General features: G+C 32.3%; 13 protein-coding genes. All 13 read left to right on the plus strand.

What is annotated here, in order from left to right:
• Positions 1 to 4 precede the first annotated feature (4 nt).
• The 13 genes from AACQ14_RS14040 (at position 5) to AACQ14_RS14100 (ending at position 16,772) form a co-directional block, all read left to right on the plus strand.
• On the plus strand, positions 5 to 1,981 hold the full coding sequence (locus AACQ14_RS14040) for a hypothetical protein (protein ID WP_339364207.1): 1,977 nt from the start codon (positions 5 to 7) through the stop codon (positions 1,979 to 1,981).
• A gap of 18 nt (positions 1,982 to 1,999) precedes the next feature.
• Entirely contained in the window at positions 2,000 to 2,551 is a 552-nt protein-coding gene (locus AACQ14_RS14045; protein WP_339364208.1) for a hypothetical protein, read from the plus strand.
• Positions 2,552 to 2,640: 89 nt separating this feature from the next.
• Entirely contained in the window at positions 2,641 to 3,192 is a 552-nt protein-coding gene (locus AACQ14_RS14050; protein ID WP_339364209.1) for a hypothetical protein, read from the plus strand.
• A gap of 63 nt (positions 3,193 to 3,255) precedes the next feature.
• Complete coding sequence (locus tag AACQ14_RS14055; RefSeq protein WP_339364210.1) at positions 3,256 to 3,702, plus strand: hypothetical protein; 447 nt, start codon at positions 3,256 to 3,258, stop codon at positions 3,700 to 3,702.
• Complete coding sequence (locus AACQ14_RS14060) at positions 3,692 to 4,066, plus strand: hypothetical protein (RefSeq protein WP_339364211.1); 375 nt, start codon at positions 3,692 to 3,694, stop codon at positions 4,064 to 4,066. Before AACQ14_RS14055 ends, AACQ14_RS14060 begins: the two co-directional genes overlap by 11 nt.
• 11 nt (positions 4,067 to 4,077) lie before the next feature.
• Positions 4,078 to 4,485: a hypothetical protein gene (locus AACQ14_RS14065; RefSeq protein WP_339364212.1), complete on the plus strand. Its 408-nt coding sequence runs from the start codon at positions 4,078 to 4,080 to the stop codon at positions 4,483 to 4,485.
• The gene (locus AACQ14_RS14070) at positions 4,478 to 4,924 is read left to right on the plus strand and encodes a hypothetical protein (protein ID WP_339364213.1); all 447 of its coding nucleotides are present in this window, start codon (positions 4,478 to 4,480) and stop codon (positions 4,922 to 4,924) included. The genes AACQ14_RS14065 and AACQ14_RS14070 overlap by 8 nt, the downstream gene beginning before the upstream one ends.
• A 25-nt stretch (positions 4,925 to 4,949) precedes the next feature.
• Positions 4,950 to 5,909: a hypothetical protein gene (locus tag AACQ14_RS14075; RefSeq protein ID WP_339364214.1), complete on the plus strand. Its 960-nt coding sequence runs from the start codon at positions 4,950 to 4,952 to the stop codon at positions 5,907 to 5,909.
• A 77-nt stretch (positions 5,910 to 5,986) separates the two neighbouring features.
• Positions 5,987 to 7,138, plus strand: a complete 1,152-nt coding sequence (locus AACQ14_RS14080; protein WP_339364215.1) for an S-layer homology domain-containing protein — start codon at positions 5,987 to 5,989, stop codon at positions 7,136 to 7,138.
• A gap of 212 nt (positions 7,139 to 7,350) precedes the next feature.
• The gene (locus AACQ14_RS14085) at positions 7,351 to 8,496 is read left to right on the plus strand and encodes an S-layer homology domain-containing protein (RefSeq protein WP_339364216.1); all 1,146 of its coding nucleotides are present in this window, start codon (positions 7,351 to 7,353) and stop codon (positions 8,494 to 8,496) included.
• A 68-nt stretch (positions 8,497 to 8,564) separates the two neighbouring features.
• Positions 8,565 to 15,017 (plus strand): hypothetical protein, encoded by a 6,453-nt coding sequence (locus AACQ14_RS14090; RefSeq protein ID WP_339364217.1) that lies wholly within the window; start codon positions 8,565 to 8,567, stop codon positions 15,015 to 15,017.
• Between the two features lie 116 nt (positions 15,018 to 15,133).
• Complete coding sequence (locus AACQ14_RS14095; RefSeq protein WP_339364218.1) at positions 15,134 to 16,081, plus strand: peptidoglycan DD-metalloendopeptidase family protein; 948 nt, start codon at positions 15,134 to 15,136, stop codon at positions 16,079 to 16,081.
• A gap of 49 nt (positions 16,082 to 16,130) precedes the next feature.
• On the plus strand, positions 16,131 to 16,772 hold the full coding sequence (locus tag AACQ14_RS14100) for a hypothetical protein (RefSeq protein WP_339364219.1): 642 nt from the start codon (positions 16,131 to 16,133) through the stop codon (positions 16,770 to 16,772).
• Positions 16,773 to 16,791 lie beyond the last annotated feature (19 nt).

Consider the following 16,791-nt stretch of genomic DNA (forward strand, 5'->3'; position numbering starts at 1 on the left):
TATTATGATGATGTTATTACCTCTTATACTTACATGTGTTCTTGGTATAGTAGCTATTATAATAGTTATACGAAAGGACAAGAAATCCAGAAACAAAAAAACTAAGAATTATAAGTATTACAACAAAATGTTTCAGAAGTATGATAACTTTTTCTTGACAAGAAATGGAATAGAAAAACTATATTATAGAATAGCAGGTCTATCTGTTTATACTAAAAGAGAGATAAAAGCTACAGCTGTTAAGTTGTATTCCCTATCCATTGGTACTTTTTGGGGTATCAATATTGCTGGAATACTAATTTTCAGAGATATCTTTACCTCTCTTTTACTATTAATATTTGCCTTTATGGCTAAGAACGTTTTAGTTGATAAACAGATAGATAGAATTCATTTCAAATTACTAAAACAGCTACTAGAAGCTTTATCTTCTATAAGACAAGCTTATCTTCGTTTAGGTGTAATACCTGATGCAATCTCTGAAGCTGAAGTAGGTCCTTTGTTGAAACATGCTTTTGAAGATATCTATCTAATACTAACAGCTGTTGATGGTGAAAGAAGACTTGAGGAATTCTATGCTTCTACACCTTTCAAACTTTTACAGACTTTTTCCGGAGTCTGTTTCATTTTGAATAATGCAGGTGATAGTAAATTATCAAATGGATCATCTAATTTCATACAAGCAATGGGTATGATGCACTCGGAAGTACAGATGGAAATACAAAGATTGGTTTTACAAAAAGCTAAGTTTGGTATTTTGGAATACTTACCAGTTGTACCTCTTGTCACCCTTAGATTGATAGAAGCCTTTTTTATCAAACAGATACCAGGGACTGCTATTATATATCATGGTCCTCTTGGATATATATCGAAAGTACTGATCTTTGTATCAGCTATTGTTGGATATATGACTATTACCAAGATTAACAGCCCAATGGTTGTCAAAAAAGATGATAGGAATGCATTCATAAATAAGCTTGTTTCCAACAAAAGCTTTGAGAGTTTTATCAAAAATATAATACCAAAAAAACCTAGAGTCATAAAAAAGAAAAAATATTACTTAGAGAAATCTATGTCCAGTAAAGATATAGTCTATTTATATGCAAATAAAGTAATATGCTTCGTCTTAGGTTTTACCTTAAGCCTTTTCTTTATTTATTTCTCAGTTGAATTGGGAAAAGATTTTATTCTTAGCAATGTTAGGGAAGTCTCTTTGGTTGGCGGAGAAGAACTTGATGCAGAAGGCATTGCAACTAGACAAAAAATGGATGAAATATACTTGAATATCCACCCTATGCTTTCTCGTAATAGGACAGAAGATTTTGTTAATAGTTATCTACCCCATCTAGAAGAATTTGACAAGAAATCTCAAATAGATAGATTACAAACTAAATATAAAACTTACTATAACACTTATTTCAAATGGTGGATGCTATTAATATGTTACATAATAGCAGTTATCTCATGGAGAATTCCGGAAATAGTGCTAAAAGCACGTATATGGTTATTGAAAACTGAAGCAGAAGAAGATGTATTACAACTACAGACTATAATCACCATATTGATGAATACATCAGCAGACACTATGGAGACATTATATTGGCTGCAACGTCAATCACGTGTACATAGAAACATACTTATTGATGCTTATCATGAATATCCCTCAGACCCAGAACTGGCACTACATAGATTGAAAAGCAAAGTTGCACTGCCAGAGTTCAAAAGAATGGTAGATAAATTAATATTAACCATTCATCAGATTTCTCTAGCAGATGCTTTCAGCGACCTGATATCAGAGAGGGATCATTTATTAAGAATTAGAGAAATCACACAACAATCAATACTCAAGAAAAAGCGTTCATTTGTAAGTCCCTTATCAATGGCACCCCTACTACTAACTACAGCCTGTTACATAATCATGCCATTGGGAATATTAGGATTGAAAGAATTCTTTTTCGCTATTCAAGAATTTCAGAAATTATAATTGTAAGGAGGCACAAAAATGAAATGTAGCACAAGTATCGTGACACTAACTCCAAGCAGAGAGATTTTTAGAAAAGTTAATGGTGAAAACTTCTTAGTCTCTAAAGTTATTGTAGAAGGTATTGAGATACCTGCCGTTGGTTCTGAATATATTCTAGACAATCTGCAAGGACGCGTAGAGGTAAAATATTATCTACGTTCAGAGACAACAGCTGATAATAAACTGTTTACTTTTATGTATATCATTACTGCTAAACAAGTAATTAACAGTAAACCTGAAAGAAATTATATTCAAGTGGGAGGCTATGTTGTAAAAACAAAAGGTCTCTTGATTAAAAATAACACCTGCATGGAAATTTTACCTTTTATTGTTAAATATAAATCTTATGACGGCAATTACAATGTAGCACATTGTGTTGCAAAAGGAGCCAAAGCTCGAGAACTTGCCAAAATGAAAAAAGGTGATATCGTCGAGGTTACAGGAAAATTCAAAAAAGAGCATAATACTTTGGAAGTACTTGTAGAAGAAGTAGATTTTTATAAAGCTTATAACAAGTTAAAAATCAGCTGATTCTAGCTCGCATAGTTTACAAAGCAAAATATGTAAAAATAATATAACTAGTGGACAATTTAGTCCAACTTAAAGGAGGAAAATAACTCATGGAAGGCGAAATGGGTACTGGTGCAAGAATTGCCATCGCACTTATAGTTTTAGGAGTACTTATATCAGTAGTATTCACAATTTTAGGATTTACAAGGAACACAACTAATCAAGGTATTACAACAGTTCAAAACTCACTTGAATCAATGCAGTTAGCTGTTTATGATGACTATGATCAGCAGATGCTGTCTGGAACTCAGGTATTATCTGCTTTGAAATTATTTGAAGGACAACCTAATGGATTAGTTGTTAAAACTAAAGCTCTAATGGAGAACGGTGCAAATGTAGGTTATAATTATGGTGCTTTATTTAAAGATGTAACAGAAGGTGGAGATTATAAACTATCAAATCTTGACAAAAAAGACGGTGAATCTTGGTATGTAAAAAATCTTGATACTGGTAATTCTGGAACGATGACTTATAACATGAACTATTTAGAGGCTAAAAAATCTGGAACAGATGCATTCATTAGACCTACGGCAAAATTCCTTGCAGAAATTATAAAAGATACAACCGGAACTATAGTTGGTATTTGTTTTACACAACAATAGTTTCTTAAGTCCTTAGATATATAATCTAAGGACTTTTTCAAATACTTAAGGAGGCGATATATATTGGATGAATGGAGTAAAGCTATATGGATTTTTGTTGAACTTATGATAGCTTCGCTTATACTGGTAAATGTAGTAATACTAGTAAGAATGGCTGGTGAGGCAGGCAGAGCTCAACAGCGTGAAATAGATGCAGTAGCTGTGACAAAAGAATTTCGTACTTACTTTAGGTATGAAGAAAATGATGAAATTTATCCCCAAGATATTATATCAATAATTTTTGAAACTAGAGGCTATCCAGAGGTCTGGGTTGATACAACAATAGGAGATGAAGATGGATTCAATTACAAATGGAATACTTCTCTTCCATCTAATGATACAAAATGGGATTTAACAAATATATCAGAAAATATACTTCCTTACAAATCAAAGTATAAATCTACTGTAGTAAAAAATGCAAATGGAGATATTAATAGAATAGAATTCAGGAGGATTGCATATGGAAAATGAAGCTAACTCCGTTCTTAGACAAGGAGTAGTATTAGTAGTTATAGCCTTTATTGTAGGTATATGCTGGATAACTGTAACATGTGGACAACAACTCTATAGATCCATGTCAAATATGATTACTAATGGTATATCTAGTACATACTCCTCAGAAATAGAAGCGATAATTGATTATCAACAAGACTTACCTGCTTCTTCTATTTACATAGCTCTGTTAAAAAATAGTGATTCAATCAGAAGTATTTCTGGTGGGGCTCATGGAATTAGAGTCAATTCCATTGACGATCTACAATTATTATTCAAATACCAAATAAACTGTGATATAACCAAACAAAATGAAGTTTATGATATCGTAATAAAACCATAGGAGGTAGACTCATGCAAACTGATGATATGATTGATATTGTCACAACAGTAATAATATTAGCTATCTTGATACCTATAACAGTTTCACTTGCTCGTCCTTTTTATAGAAATGAATTAGGTGGTTTTGGAGTACAGATTGAAAAAACCGCGTTGAAAACTCAGGGAGAGTTATTACCAAATAAAAAAGATTTTAATTCTAATGATACTATGCTTTTATTAGCTGTAGCAGATGAGTATTTCCCTGAACCAAAGATTATTGAAATAAATGGCACTGTCATTAATATAGATTCTGTATTTTTTACTAATAGAATTCCTGCTTTACAAGCTGCTTATGCAGCTATGCCTACTGTAAGAGATATGAATATCCAATTATATGTAGGTAAAGAAATACAAAGAAAATGGGTGATTTCCAATGAGTGATTTTTTTAACAGAATTATAGGTCTTTTTTTAGTTTTCATACTACTTGTTATTGCACCACTTATTATTCAATCCTTAAGCAGAGATTTAACAATCAAAAGATCCATATTAAATGAAATGACAAATTTTATTGATAAAGTTACTGATACTGGTCATATCTCTGAGCTAGATAAAACTGATTTTTATGTTGGCTGTTCTTCTTATGGTGCAGTAGTAGATATAAAAATTAAACGTTATATGAGAATTGTTAATCCAGATGGAAATGGAAGCACATATTGTACCTACGTCCTAACTGATAAGATAACTGATTGGGATCAAGGTGACATTATTGAAGTTGATGTACAAGCTATTGACCATACTACTGCTCAAAAACTGGCTGTATACTTCAACAAAGTTTCTACTCCTAAATTAGATTTCCAGCTCGCAGGTATGATACGATAATTTTTCATGGTTAGGAGGTTATTATTTGAAAAAAACAGGTATCGCTTTATTAGTATCTTTATACTATTTGGGAGGATTAATTGTATTTTCTTCAAATTACATACAAAAAGATATACAAGAGTTTGAACAATTAAAGTTGTCTTTTGCCGTTGACTATGCTTCCGATGCAGCTATATATGAGCTGCTTAATTCAAAAGATTTGTCTATGGATTATTCAGAAACCAACTATCTAAGCGCTGACCCTAAACTAGCTCTAGAAACTTTTATAGATGTTTTTTCAGCTAATTATGGTTTGAACTTTGATGAAACTAACGAAGATCACATAAAAATGAATTTTATTCCTGCTTTTGTAGTTGCTATGTACGATGGCTACTATATTGCTACCCCTACACTTATAAGTAATGCTAATAATTATCCAGAAAATGAACTTAGTGATGGTGACTGGGATCTGAAATTTGGTCCAAAATTGCCTTATAAATATGAGTATAATGGGTCCACCTATGCCCTTAATATGGGTGGTGAATATGCTTTAAAGTTAAATAATAATATGTTGTCAAAACATAAAGGATTACCCCCTGGTATCTCGTCAACAGAAGATAATCTAGGGGAAATCAGTAGAATTATATCTTCTAATATCTCCTACACAATTAATAAATTGAATGAAACAAATACCCGCTGGGCTAATACATTCTACATTCCAAGAGATTTAACTACTTATACCGGCGTTAATTGTATTGAAGGTCCTTCCGTATTAGCTCTTGTACAAAACGTAGATTTAGCTACTTCTAGACCAATCTCCGCCTTTAGTGTCGCAGGTTCTAAGATACAAAAAGCTAGAATGGTTGCAGGTTATACAAGAGATGGAATAAAGTATTACTGCTACGCAGATAAATTACCTAGTTCTATTAATGCTGAAAACCTGTACCCTACTATAAAAGAAGCTGCTACGGCAGGTTATTATTGTGATATAAAGTATATGGAATGAGAGTTTTAATTTGTAAAATTCTATTTAGTGTGATATATTATTAGCAATATATAAAACTTCAAAGGAGATTAATACATATGAAGAAAATATTGTCGTTATTATTAATTATTAGTATGATTTTTAGTACTAATATAATGATATATGGAACAGAAGATGAACCCTCGGATTGGGCAAAAGAAGATGTTAAAGAAGCAATAAATAAAGGGTATGTACCAGAACATTTACAAAATAATTATCAACAACCTATAACAAGAGAAGAATTTGCTGAGTTATTTGTTACTGCTATTTTTACTGAAAATAACATTTCAAATGATAGCTGTCACTTTGATACTAAAAGCGAATGGGAATTTCAGAAACTGACGCCAGAAAACTTTCTTTCTAAAGTAACTACAACCGAATATTTTACCGATACAGATAATCCTTATATAAAAGTCGCTAACATACTTGGTATAGTTAATGGTAATGGTAATCATAAATTCCACCCTGATGAACTTATAACAAGAGAACAGGCTGCTGTGATGTTTATGAATTATTTACATACAGTAGATTCTGATGATAGAGATGATGCTGTTAAACAATTATCAGATTTAGATGAAGCCTCTAGCTGGGCTAGAGAAGCGGTAATATGTACCTATGGTAGAGGCTATATAAAAGGCATTAAAAATCCAGTATTCTTAGATGATTCATGGGAAGTTATTGAAAAGGGATACTTTGACACCAAAAGCAATCTCACTAGAGAACAAGCCATAACAATAATATTAAGAACACATCAAAAAAGATGTCTATTAAACAATTTACTCCTGCGAGGTTATTTACGTTTAAATATGGACGATCTTATGTCTGGATTTGAAATTGATGGTAATACTATTAAAATGAAGAGATCTGGCTTCGACTCCAAGTATACATTGGGTATGAAATATTTAAAGAGTGCAAAATTAGATAGCTATGTTAATAACTATACATCTGAAGAAATTGAGGCAATTAGTGTTCTGCCTTTAGGTGCAGAGACTCTTCGTAATATGTATTCTATTGAAAGAATGGATAGAATACTATCAGGGAAAGAAGTTACTTATGATTATGAAATATTTTCTGCTACATATAACAAATCGGGTTATCTGGCTGTATTTGAAAAAAACGAGGATTATGGATATTGGGCTGGAACGGGTTTTAGTATACATTATTATTCAAATGGAAAATGGCATATATTAGAATGTAAATCAATCCAATAATTTTAAATATAAAAAACGTATAAGACTATACTCTTATATTTATAAAATAAATAATATCATATAGATACAGCTAACAAAATTATTTTATATACTAAACACTAAAACCTTTTATTTTAATATCAATACACTATAGAAGGCTTTTTATTTGTAATGTTCTATCTAGTGTGATATATTATTAACAACAAACAAACATTCAAAGGAGATTAATACATATGAAAAGAATATTGTCACTATTATTAATTATTAGTATGATGTTTAGTACTAATATAATGATATATGGAGCAGACGATGAACCCTCATATTGGGCAAAAGAAGATGTTATGAAGGCAATTGATAAAGGATATATCCCAGAACATCTGCAGAATAATTATAAGCAACCTATTACTAGAGAAGAATTTGCCGAAATAATGGTTACTGCTATTTTTGTTGCTAGAAATGAAACAATTGATAGTGCTCACTTTGATACTAAAAGCGAATGGCATTTTCAGACTCTGACTCCTGAAAATTTTCTCTCTAAAGTAACTACAACCGAATATTTTACCGATACAGACAATCCTTATATAAAAGTTGCTAACATACTTGGTATTATTAACGGTGATGGTAACCATAAATTCCACCCTGATGAACTAATAACAAGAGAGCAGGCTGCTGTTATGTTTATGAATTATTTACATACATTACGACTCGGAGTTCGAGAGAATGCTGTTAAGGAATTATCAGATTTAGATGAAGCCTCTATCTGGGCTAGAGAAGCTGTAATATGTGCCTATAGCAGAGGCTATATAAAGGGCATTAAAAATCCAATAATAAATAATTCTAAAATTATTGAAAAAGGTTATTTTGATACAAAAAGCAATCTCACTAGAGAACAAGCTATTACTATAGTATTAAGAATATACAAACAACAAAATCAATTTAATAATTTACTCCTGCGAGGTTATGTGCGTATATCTATGGATGCCCTTATGTCTGGTTTTGAAATTGATGGTAATACTGTAACAATGAAAAAATCTGGATTTGATTCTAAATATACACTGACTATGAAATATCTAAAAAGTGCAGCATTAGACGACTATGTTAATAACTATACTTCTGAAGAAATTGATGCTATTGGTGTACTTCCTTTAGGAACAGAGACTGTTCGTAATAAATATTCGATCGAAAGAATGGATAGAATACTATCAGGCAAAGAAGTTACCTATGATTATGAAGTTTTTTCTGCTACGTATAACAAATCAGGTTATCTAGTAATATTTGAAAAAAACGAAGATTATAGATATTTGGATGGAGATGGTGGTCGTCTATTTTATTGTATCAATGGTACTCTTCATAGAGTTAAACTAAAATCAATTAAATAATGTAAATATTAAAACGTATAAGACTATCTTTTTATACGTTTTTTTAATTTATAAGGAGACAAAATTATATGAAACGTAAAATATCAACATTATTACTAATATTTATGTTAATAACATCAATTATACCTTGTAATGCCTATGTACCAGATAATGGTGCTACAATAGGTGGGCATGGCTCTATTCCTGGAGGTGGAACAACTGGTAAAGGTGGTGGTATATGTAAAACACCCTGCTTTAGAGTAGGTATTATATCCGAAGAGTTTCGAGAGCCCTTAAATTATGATGATAAATACCCTATACCTGTAAATGAACAGATAGAACAACAATACGTTAACCATTTTCCCCGAATGTCTAATTCAATAATATTTTGCCCTCCAGATGCTTATGTAGATAATTCAGTAATTAAATGGTATAACTCAAGTTCTTCGAATCTTGACCCTGTAGATAGTCAATTTAATTCCTATAAACTTAGAAAACTTGGTGACAGTTACATAGGAGGTGATATATTTTATGAAGAATTAAAAAACAAACTAACAACCAATCAAATTACAGATTTAGCAGGTGGTAAATGGTTAGAAGTGTTAGATATCAACTCTGCATCAGAATGTCAACAAGTGTGGAATTATATACTAAAAGATTGGTCTTCGGAAAATAATTCTCTAGTTTTACAAAGTAACCTAAATAGCTTTACTCACTTTAATGAAGATTCTATCCAAGACCATGAAAAATTAGCAAACCAACTAGGCTACCTCCAACTCTTAATGACACTCTACGTATTAGCCCCACCCCCTTTTCAAGATAACATCTATAAAACAATAGAAAGATACATTATCAAAGATGATGTTCTAACCAATCCCCCTATTGTAGCAATAGATACCGTCGTAAGAGTATCAGCACCTGATTATTCCTCTAAATATATGTATATTCCATGTGTAGATTATATGATGTTTGTATCAGGTGTAACAGCTGCCAATCATCTCACCTCCCCTACTGCCCCAGCTTTTGATACTCCTGAATCTGAATGGGAATATGGAAGCGATCATACAAGAACAATAATTAAAAACCTAGTCAATAAATCAATCTCTGATGCCCCTAACTGGAAAAGGATAACTAGTTATTATGGTAATGCTTTCAAATACAATGGTTTTGCTTGGGGTCAATCTGGTGTCATTGGTAAATCAAGCAGAATATATACCGGCTCAGGTTCAGCTGAATGGAAAACAACTCAGGATGAAATAACAGGAATTATGGAAGCACTAACATTCAAAGATTCCCATTATGGTTTTGTATTAGTATCCGCATATCAAACATTTGCACCTCCCGATAATCCAACAGGAGGTTTTTCCATCACAACAGATGCACCCTCACCTGAAATGATAAAGGAAGAAAATGCCACGGTCATTGGTGATGTCATCAAAATAACCTTAAAAGGCAACATAAATAATCTAGAAAAGGATGCATGGAACAAACAATTGAGTTATGATACTTTTGAAGCTGGATACCCGAAAATCAAACTAGATCTTGAGGTTATGCATCCATCAGATAGTGCTTACTCTGACATATTAAATTCCCAATACCAATTGACTACAACAAATAACTGTTCCTACTCTAGTGATTGGCAGTATATTGATAAAGATGATTTATTGGGTTTTATTACAGGTAAAGTTCCTTTGGAATATATTCACGAAGTTATGGATTATCCCGTTGAACCTTCATCTTCATATACTTTTAAATACAAATCATCCATAGAAGTACAATTAAGTTCAAAGAAAAAAGCAATTACTCTAAATGCAATACCCACTAATACTGGACAAAAAACATTCAATACCCCTGACCCAACATCAGTAATTTATACAATACCTACATATGCTTCTGAAATAAAACAAGGTCGCCCTTATGGAGAAACTTTTGAAGCTATGGCTGGTACTCCAACTACAAGAGACCTGTATTTTGCAACTGGCGGTAGTGAATTTATAATTGAGATACATGCTAAGTACTGTAAAGACCAAAAAATTGCAAGAACCTATAAATCAAAGTTTTCAGGAACTCCTTGCGAATTTCAGACTGGAGACCAAGCAGGCAGCTATACTTTACCTTCACCATCAGGTGCAAACAGTTCTGACACTAGCGTTAATGTGCATGGTGGAGATCTAACTATCTCAGCAACATGGACAGGTTCACTACCTTGGACAGGCTCAGTCTCCTACTGGGACCATGGTACAAGTGTTACTAACTCATGGGATTACTCTAATTATGAAACAGCCAAATCCCAAGCCCAAGATTGGATATCTACTATAAGTAATTATGAAATATCCCATACAGCTGCAAGTGATAAAGAAACAAGAACCTTCAATAACTGGAATGCACATATAACAACAGATAGTAGAAATGATGGTCCATCTGGTGATGCAGACCCTGGACAAGAATATATAGCCCCTACTCCACCTTCTGGAGATCCACCAACAGGTGGTGATGATGGTCAAGATTATGTTGCAGCAAGTGGTCATGATGGAGGTCCCGGTAATTATACAATAACAGTAACTGGTTCTATCCCTGCTCATATCCTATGTGGTCCTTGCCATACTCACGAATTACCTGCTGTAGAAGATACATGGAAACAAGAATTAACTTATGATACAGCAAAAATTACTAATGTTAATGTATGGAAGATACATCGTAGTATGGTTAATGGTATGATCACTCTCCTAGACACGGATGAAGTAACTGCTGACATCGTTCAGGGAGATCCCAATATATTTTATAACATAGCAAAAACAGAATCCTCCAAAGACGGAAGAATAAGATACAGTCTCGAACCACAACAGCATGATACAGTCGTATGGGATGAAGGTATTAGAACAAACAAATGTAACGGTCTAGGTTCTTCACCCTATGTCTCAGGTTCTGGACATAATTCAGATTATGCTCATGGTATTCTTTATACCAATAACAGCTATTCAACTCAGGAAAACTATCACAAGTTAAATGCAGATAATATAGATAAACAAACAGAAGAATATAATAAATTTGATTCCAGAAGAAATATGGAAAACAAAGCTACCGTAATATCTGATTTTGTTATCTTGCAAACATCTTCTGGAGACCAGTCCTTATTATATTTCGATAAAGAATCTGAGATAGTAAAATCACAACAACAGTTTCAAAAAGTAGCCAGTACCTTTGATGAAATGTGGCTTAATAATCCAGAATCATGTGCCAAATGGTTAGGTTATGAAATTAATGTAGGCTCTTACAATGGAGAATTCTTTTCACCAAAAACAAAGTATAATGGTACAGGAGACAAACACAAAACAATGACCATATTAGATGATGATCCTGCTCATACGATAATACGACCTCCCCGCCCTTCTCAACCTCTGCGTATTGTAAAAACAGGTTTAGACATTAAGGATACTATAAGTAATGGCGAATACATAACGGGTACATCTTCAGTATTCTATAAAAACATATTAAGCACTGGAAAAAGCTCACATTATCAAGATGAATATAACCCTGATTATGGAGAATCAGGTCTTACTTACGAAACTAAATATCAAGACTCAGAAAATTTCACTAAGATAAATGATATAGTTATACATAATCCTGTATCCGCTGAATCAGCCATTATATATCCAATAGATTCATCAATGGATCAACGTGTTTTTGACAATGATAATCATATTGGCGGAAATCTACAACCAGATATAACTGAATATGTTACGAAACTGAAAGAAATACATCCTTATCAAAATTTTATTTATAATGGTAATGCAGAAGAAACTACTCCTAATGGAAATATTGTTAACTGGATAGGTGAAGTTAATAATAAAGATGGTGTAACATTTAAAAGGATAGAAAGCAATGATAAAATAGCTGGAAAAGGTTCTTTTTATATTGAAGTACCGGCTAAATCTAATAGAATAGCAAAATATGTTACAACATCTCTCGTTGAACCTAACATCAATTACAGTTTTACAGGTATGATGAAATGTCATAATTGCTTTGGTAACTTTTTAATAGAAGCACTTGATTCGAATGATAATGTTTTGGATACATGGTCCTCAGAATCTTACTCAGATGTACAGACTAAAACTATGAATATCTCCTTCCGGTCACCAGCTAATACTGCAAAATTAAGAGTCAATATAATAAATGGTAACTCTAATAACACCGATAATACCAATGAATATATTATAGCCGATAATCTTTCTATTACGAAAGAAAATGGCGATACATGTGAATGGGTACCAAATAAATATACAATCTATGAAGAAAGAGAAATGGACAATCCTGATTATGTAAACCCATATACGATTACAAACCCTGAATATATCCCTGAGAAGATAGTAAAGAATCCAAATTATGTACCACCTATCAACGTACCTCAACAAAATATTTATTCAGGCTCTTATACTTTTAAAAATCCAGCAACAGTTAGAGTTAATTTATATGGTGCTGGTGGTGGTTACTATCAACATTTAGACCATGAAAAATATTATACTAACAGTCAATATGGAAATGGTATCGTATACGTAGATACAGGTGATATTTTATCATGGAATGGGACTAATCTATATAAAAACAACAGTATAATAGCAAGCTATAGATATGGTACTACCTCAGGACGTAGTGCTGATTCTTGTGCTGATGCAGAAAGATTAGCAAGAAATAATGGGGGTAGTGTTTCTAACTATGCTCTATCAAATTTCTCTTACTCAGGTTCTAGCAGTAATTATTTTACAGTTCCTGCTTATAATCAGCCTGGAAACGGAGAACCAGAATATATTACCATCCCTGCAGTTGGAGAACCTACTATCCTAATAAATAATGCTAACTATGAACCCGCAGTTGTATCTAATGGAGTTATCACTCCTGCAAAAGGAACGCCATATATACCTGATTTATCCCCTACACTAACATCCATTGTTAAAACTGAAAAGACTTTATCTCAACCTCCTGATGACTGGTATGAAACAATACTAGAAGTAATTCCAGCTAATCCAAATATCAAACTTCCAGATGGTAATACTTCATCAGGAGATATGCTAATGCTTGATTATCCATTTAAAATATATTTTCCTAACGAAGGTGATTTTTATGGAAATGGAGCATTAGGTCTTGCTGAAACCAGTGAGTATAGAGGTAAAGGATTTACAGATAACATGGATACAACTGAATGGACTTCTGAAAAAATTGCTAAGTTTGATTATAATGTAATTTATAATAACGTCCTATACCCTGCTGGTTCAGAGATTTCTTTATATCCAATTAATCAGGAATGGTATCACTTTTATTTACCACTAGCTAATAAAGAAGCCATAAGTGCTGGCGTAAAATTCTATGCTGTTGCCAATAACGGCTCTGGTATTGATAATACTAAACCAACTAATAAGAAAAGGTATAATAATAAAAATGCCAGACATTCCGCACTTAAGCAATATAACATAGATATTGTTGGTCGTATAGGTAATCTTGTTATGGAAGATACAGGTGATTTTAGATTCTCTAATATATTCAAGAAACCTGTAACTCCTACTGATTGGTATATACCTAATGTAGTACCAAAAGTACAAATAGATCAACAGAACAATTATATAGGTAACTCAGTAGATATAAGAGGCGAATCTGCTTCACCAATTACCAATTATCTTAATACTTACGGCTGCCTTGATTTTCTCCAAAAAGCACCTTTAAGTTTTCCTCTATCTCCTTCAATAAATAATATAGAGGCTTTAAAAAGGCAGCCGTTAAGAGTAGGTTATCCAATATTTATGGATATACAAACTATCGGTAATTATTATTCCTATATGCAAATCATTCCTTATTATTATGGACTCAATCTAAATACAGGAGAATTAACTCCTTTGGATGTATATATGGAAGTTGATAAAAAATATCAGCCTATTAATATATTTGGTGGTGGGCAATCCATATTAGACTACCCAATTACTCTTAACTGGGAAGAAGAATCTGCCAGACGTAATTATCTTAAAGAAGAGCAAGATATTACCGAATTTGTTAGAGACAATACTTATAATGTTGACTCACAAGGTAATGAAATACCTATAGGTATGCCTATAGGAAAATACCACACATACGGAAATGCACAATTCATGCAGCTTAATGAACGAAATAGAACATTCATAGGTACTCCATACACTTACGGTATGAACAGGAACCCAGGTAATCTACTCTCCGATTATGCCTACAATCAACAGGCTCAGAGGTGGCATTTTACCTTTAAACTTCCATCATCAACTATATTCGTACCTCACGGCTCTAATATAACCAACAGCAATTTAAAAAAGATAATGAATGATTCAACAGTTGTTATTGCTGCCGCTAATATAAAAGCTATTGGAGATACTTACTGCTTACAATACAAACATCATGGAGGAAATGGAAGCGTAACACTAGCTGGTAAAACACATTCTTTAGATTCAATTCCTTATAGTGTATATGCTGTTTATTCATCAGAAAAATCTTCATCAGACGATTTAAGTACTTCTGGAACCCATTAACTAACTAAAAGCTATTTAATCCAATATTATCTTGAATAATAAAATTTTAGAAAAGAGTAAATAAATACTATTTACTCTTTTTTTAATTAAAATCAAATAGCTTAGGAGGCATAAATATGAAAAAAATAATTATTACAGTTATTATATTTATAATCTGCTGCCCTATAACAGTCTATGCAGAAAATGCTTCTGCCCTATTGGATCTATATGGAATTGAAAAAGTAGTTTCTGTAGAAACGGAAGAAAAATTGTTACAAGATATAACCAAAGAGTATTATAGTGTGCAAACAGAAATCAATAAAGATGAAATGGTAGAAAAAGCTATAGATATTTATTCAACTAATTATGAAAACATCCTTAGTAAATATGATTCTGAGATTAATACCCTTCAACAACAGCTAATAGAATTAAAAACTACTGTTTACGAAAACAGAAATAACACTGTGGAGTATCTTTTAGAGTTAGATTCAGAATATAAATCAATTCAACTTCATATACAAGATTTATTAAAGGAGAGAAAAGTACAAGTTCAACAACTAGATCTATTATCTTTTGATAATGCAAATGCAAAGGAAATGGAAAAAAAATCTAAACAGCTTAAAAGTAAATTAAACTCTCAAAAAAAGGCATATGAAAAAGCTATAACATATCCCGAATTAGGAGATGTAAATAATCTTAATTATCCTTTGAATAAATCCAGCCATGTTACATCTGGATTTGGTACAAGAACCGATCCCATAGAAAAAGATAAAATACAGTTCCATAATGGAATAGATTTATCAGCTGCTTTAAAAACAGAAGTAACTGCTCTATTTAATGGTACTGTTGAAAAAGCAGGACATAGTGATGCTCTAGGCTATTATGTTATCCTCAATCATGGCAAAGGAATTAGAACTATATACGGACATCTAAATCATTATATCGTAAGCCAAGGACAACAAGTAAACCAATATGAAGTCATAGCAAGTTCCGGTAATTCTGGTAGTAGAAGTACTGGTCCTCATTTACACTTAGGGCTTTATATTAACGGTGAAGCTGTTGATCCTAGTAAAGTATTCAAATAACTACTTTTTTAGATTAGTCACATTAAAATATTTATAAGGAGGCAATCAAATGCTAGTAACTTCAAAAAAACGATATTTACCTACTACTATCAACACTCTGGTTTTATCTAAAAATGATGATTTTTTTTATATTCACAGAGATGTCTATGACAAAGCTATCATATTAAATGATAGCTTTACACTAGATGAACTCATCAACAACATAGAACCCCAGAATAATTTATCAGCGATTCATTATTTTTATGAAAATTCTCCTGCTCCAATTAATATTCTAGCTCCTTTCCTAGGTTTGGTGGTAGAAGGCTTACCAGAAGATATTGAAATACTTACTGGAGCAATACATGTAATAACTGCCGCAACAGACGTAAAAGCTTTTACCAGGATACATACAGAACTGCGTAAGACCTTGGAATTTTCATTATATATCCAAGAAGAATATGAAATGGCTTGGGAAAGATTTTTTATGACCAGCATTCCATATGAAGAAAGAAATACGCTAGTCAATAATCAACCTGCACCTATACAAGAAGAACCTATAAATAACCATTCTGAAGAAAAAAATGAAAATAGTACCCTTCCTAATTTAGAGAGTAATACTGATGAACTCATAGAAGTATATGATGAATTTTCTAAGGAAATGGAAAAAGAGAAACTAAGAAACATTCTTCAAATTGATGATATGAATATATAAGCAATTTGGTAATATGTCA

Source organism: Vallitalea maricola (genome assembly GCF_036985595.1).
Classification (GTDB): domain Bacteria; phylum Bacillota; class Clostridia; order Lachnospirales; family Vallitaleaceae; genus Vallitalea; species Vallitalea maricola.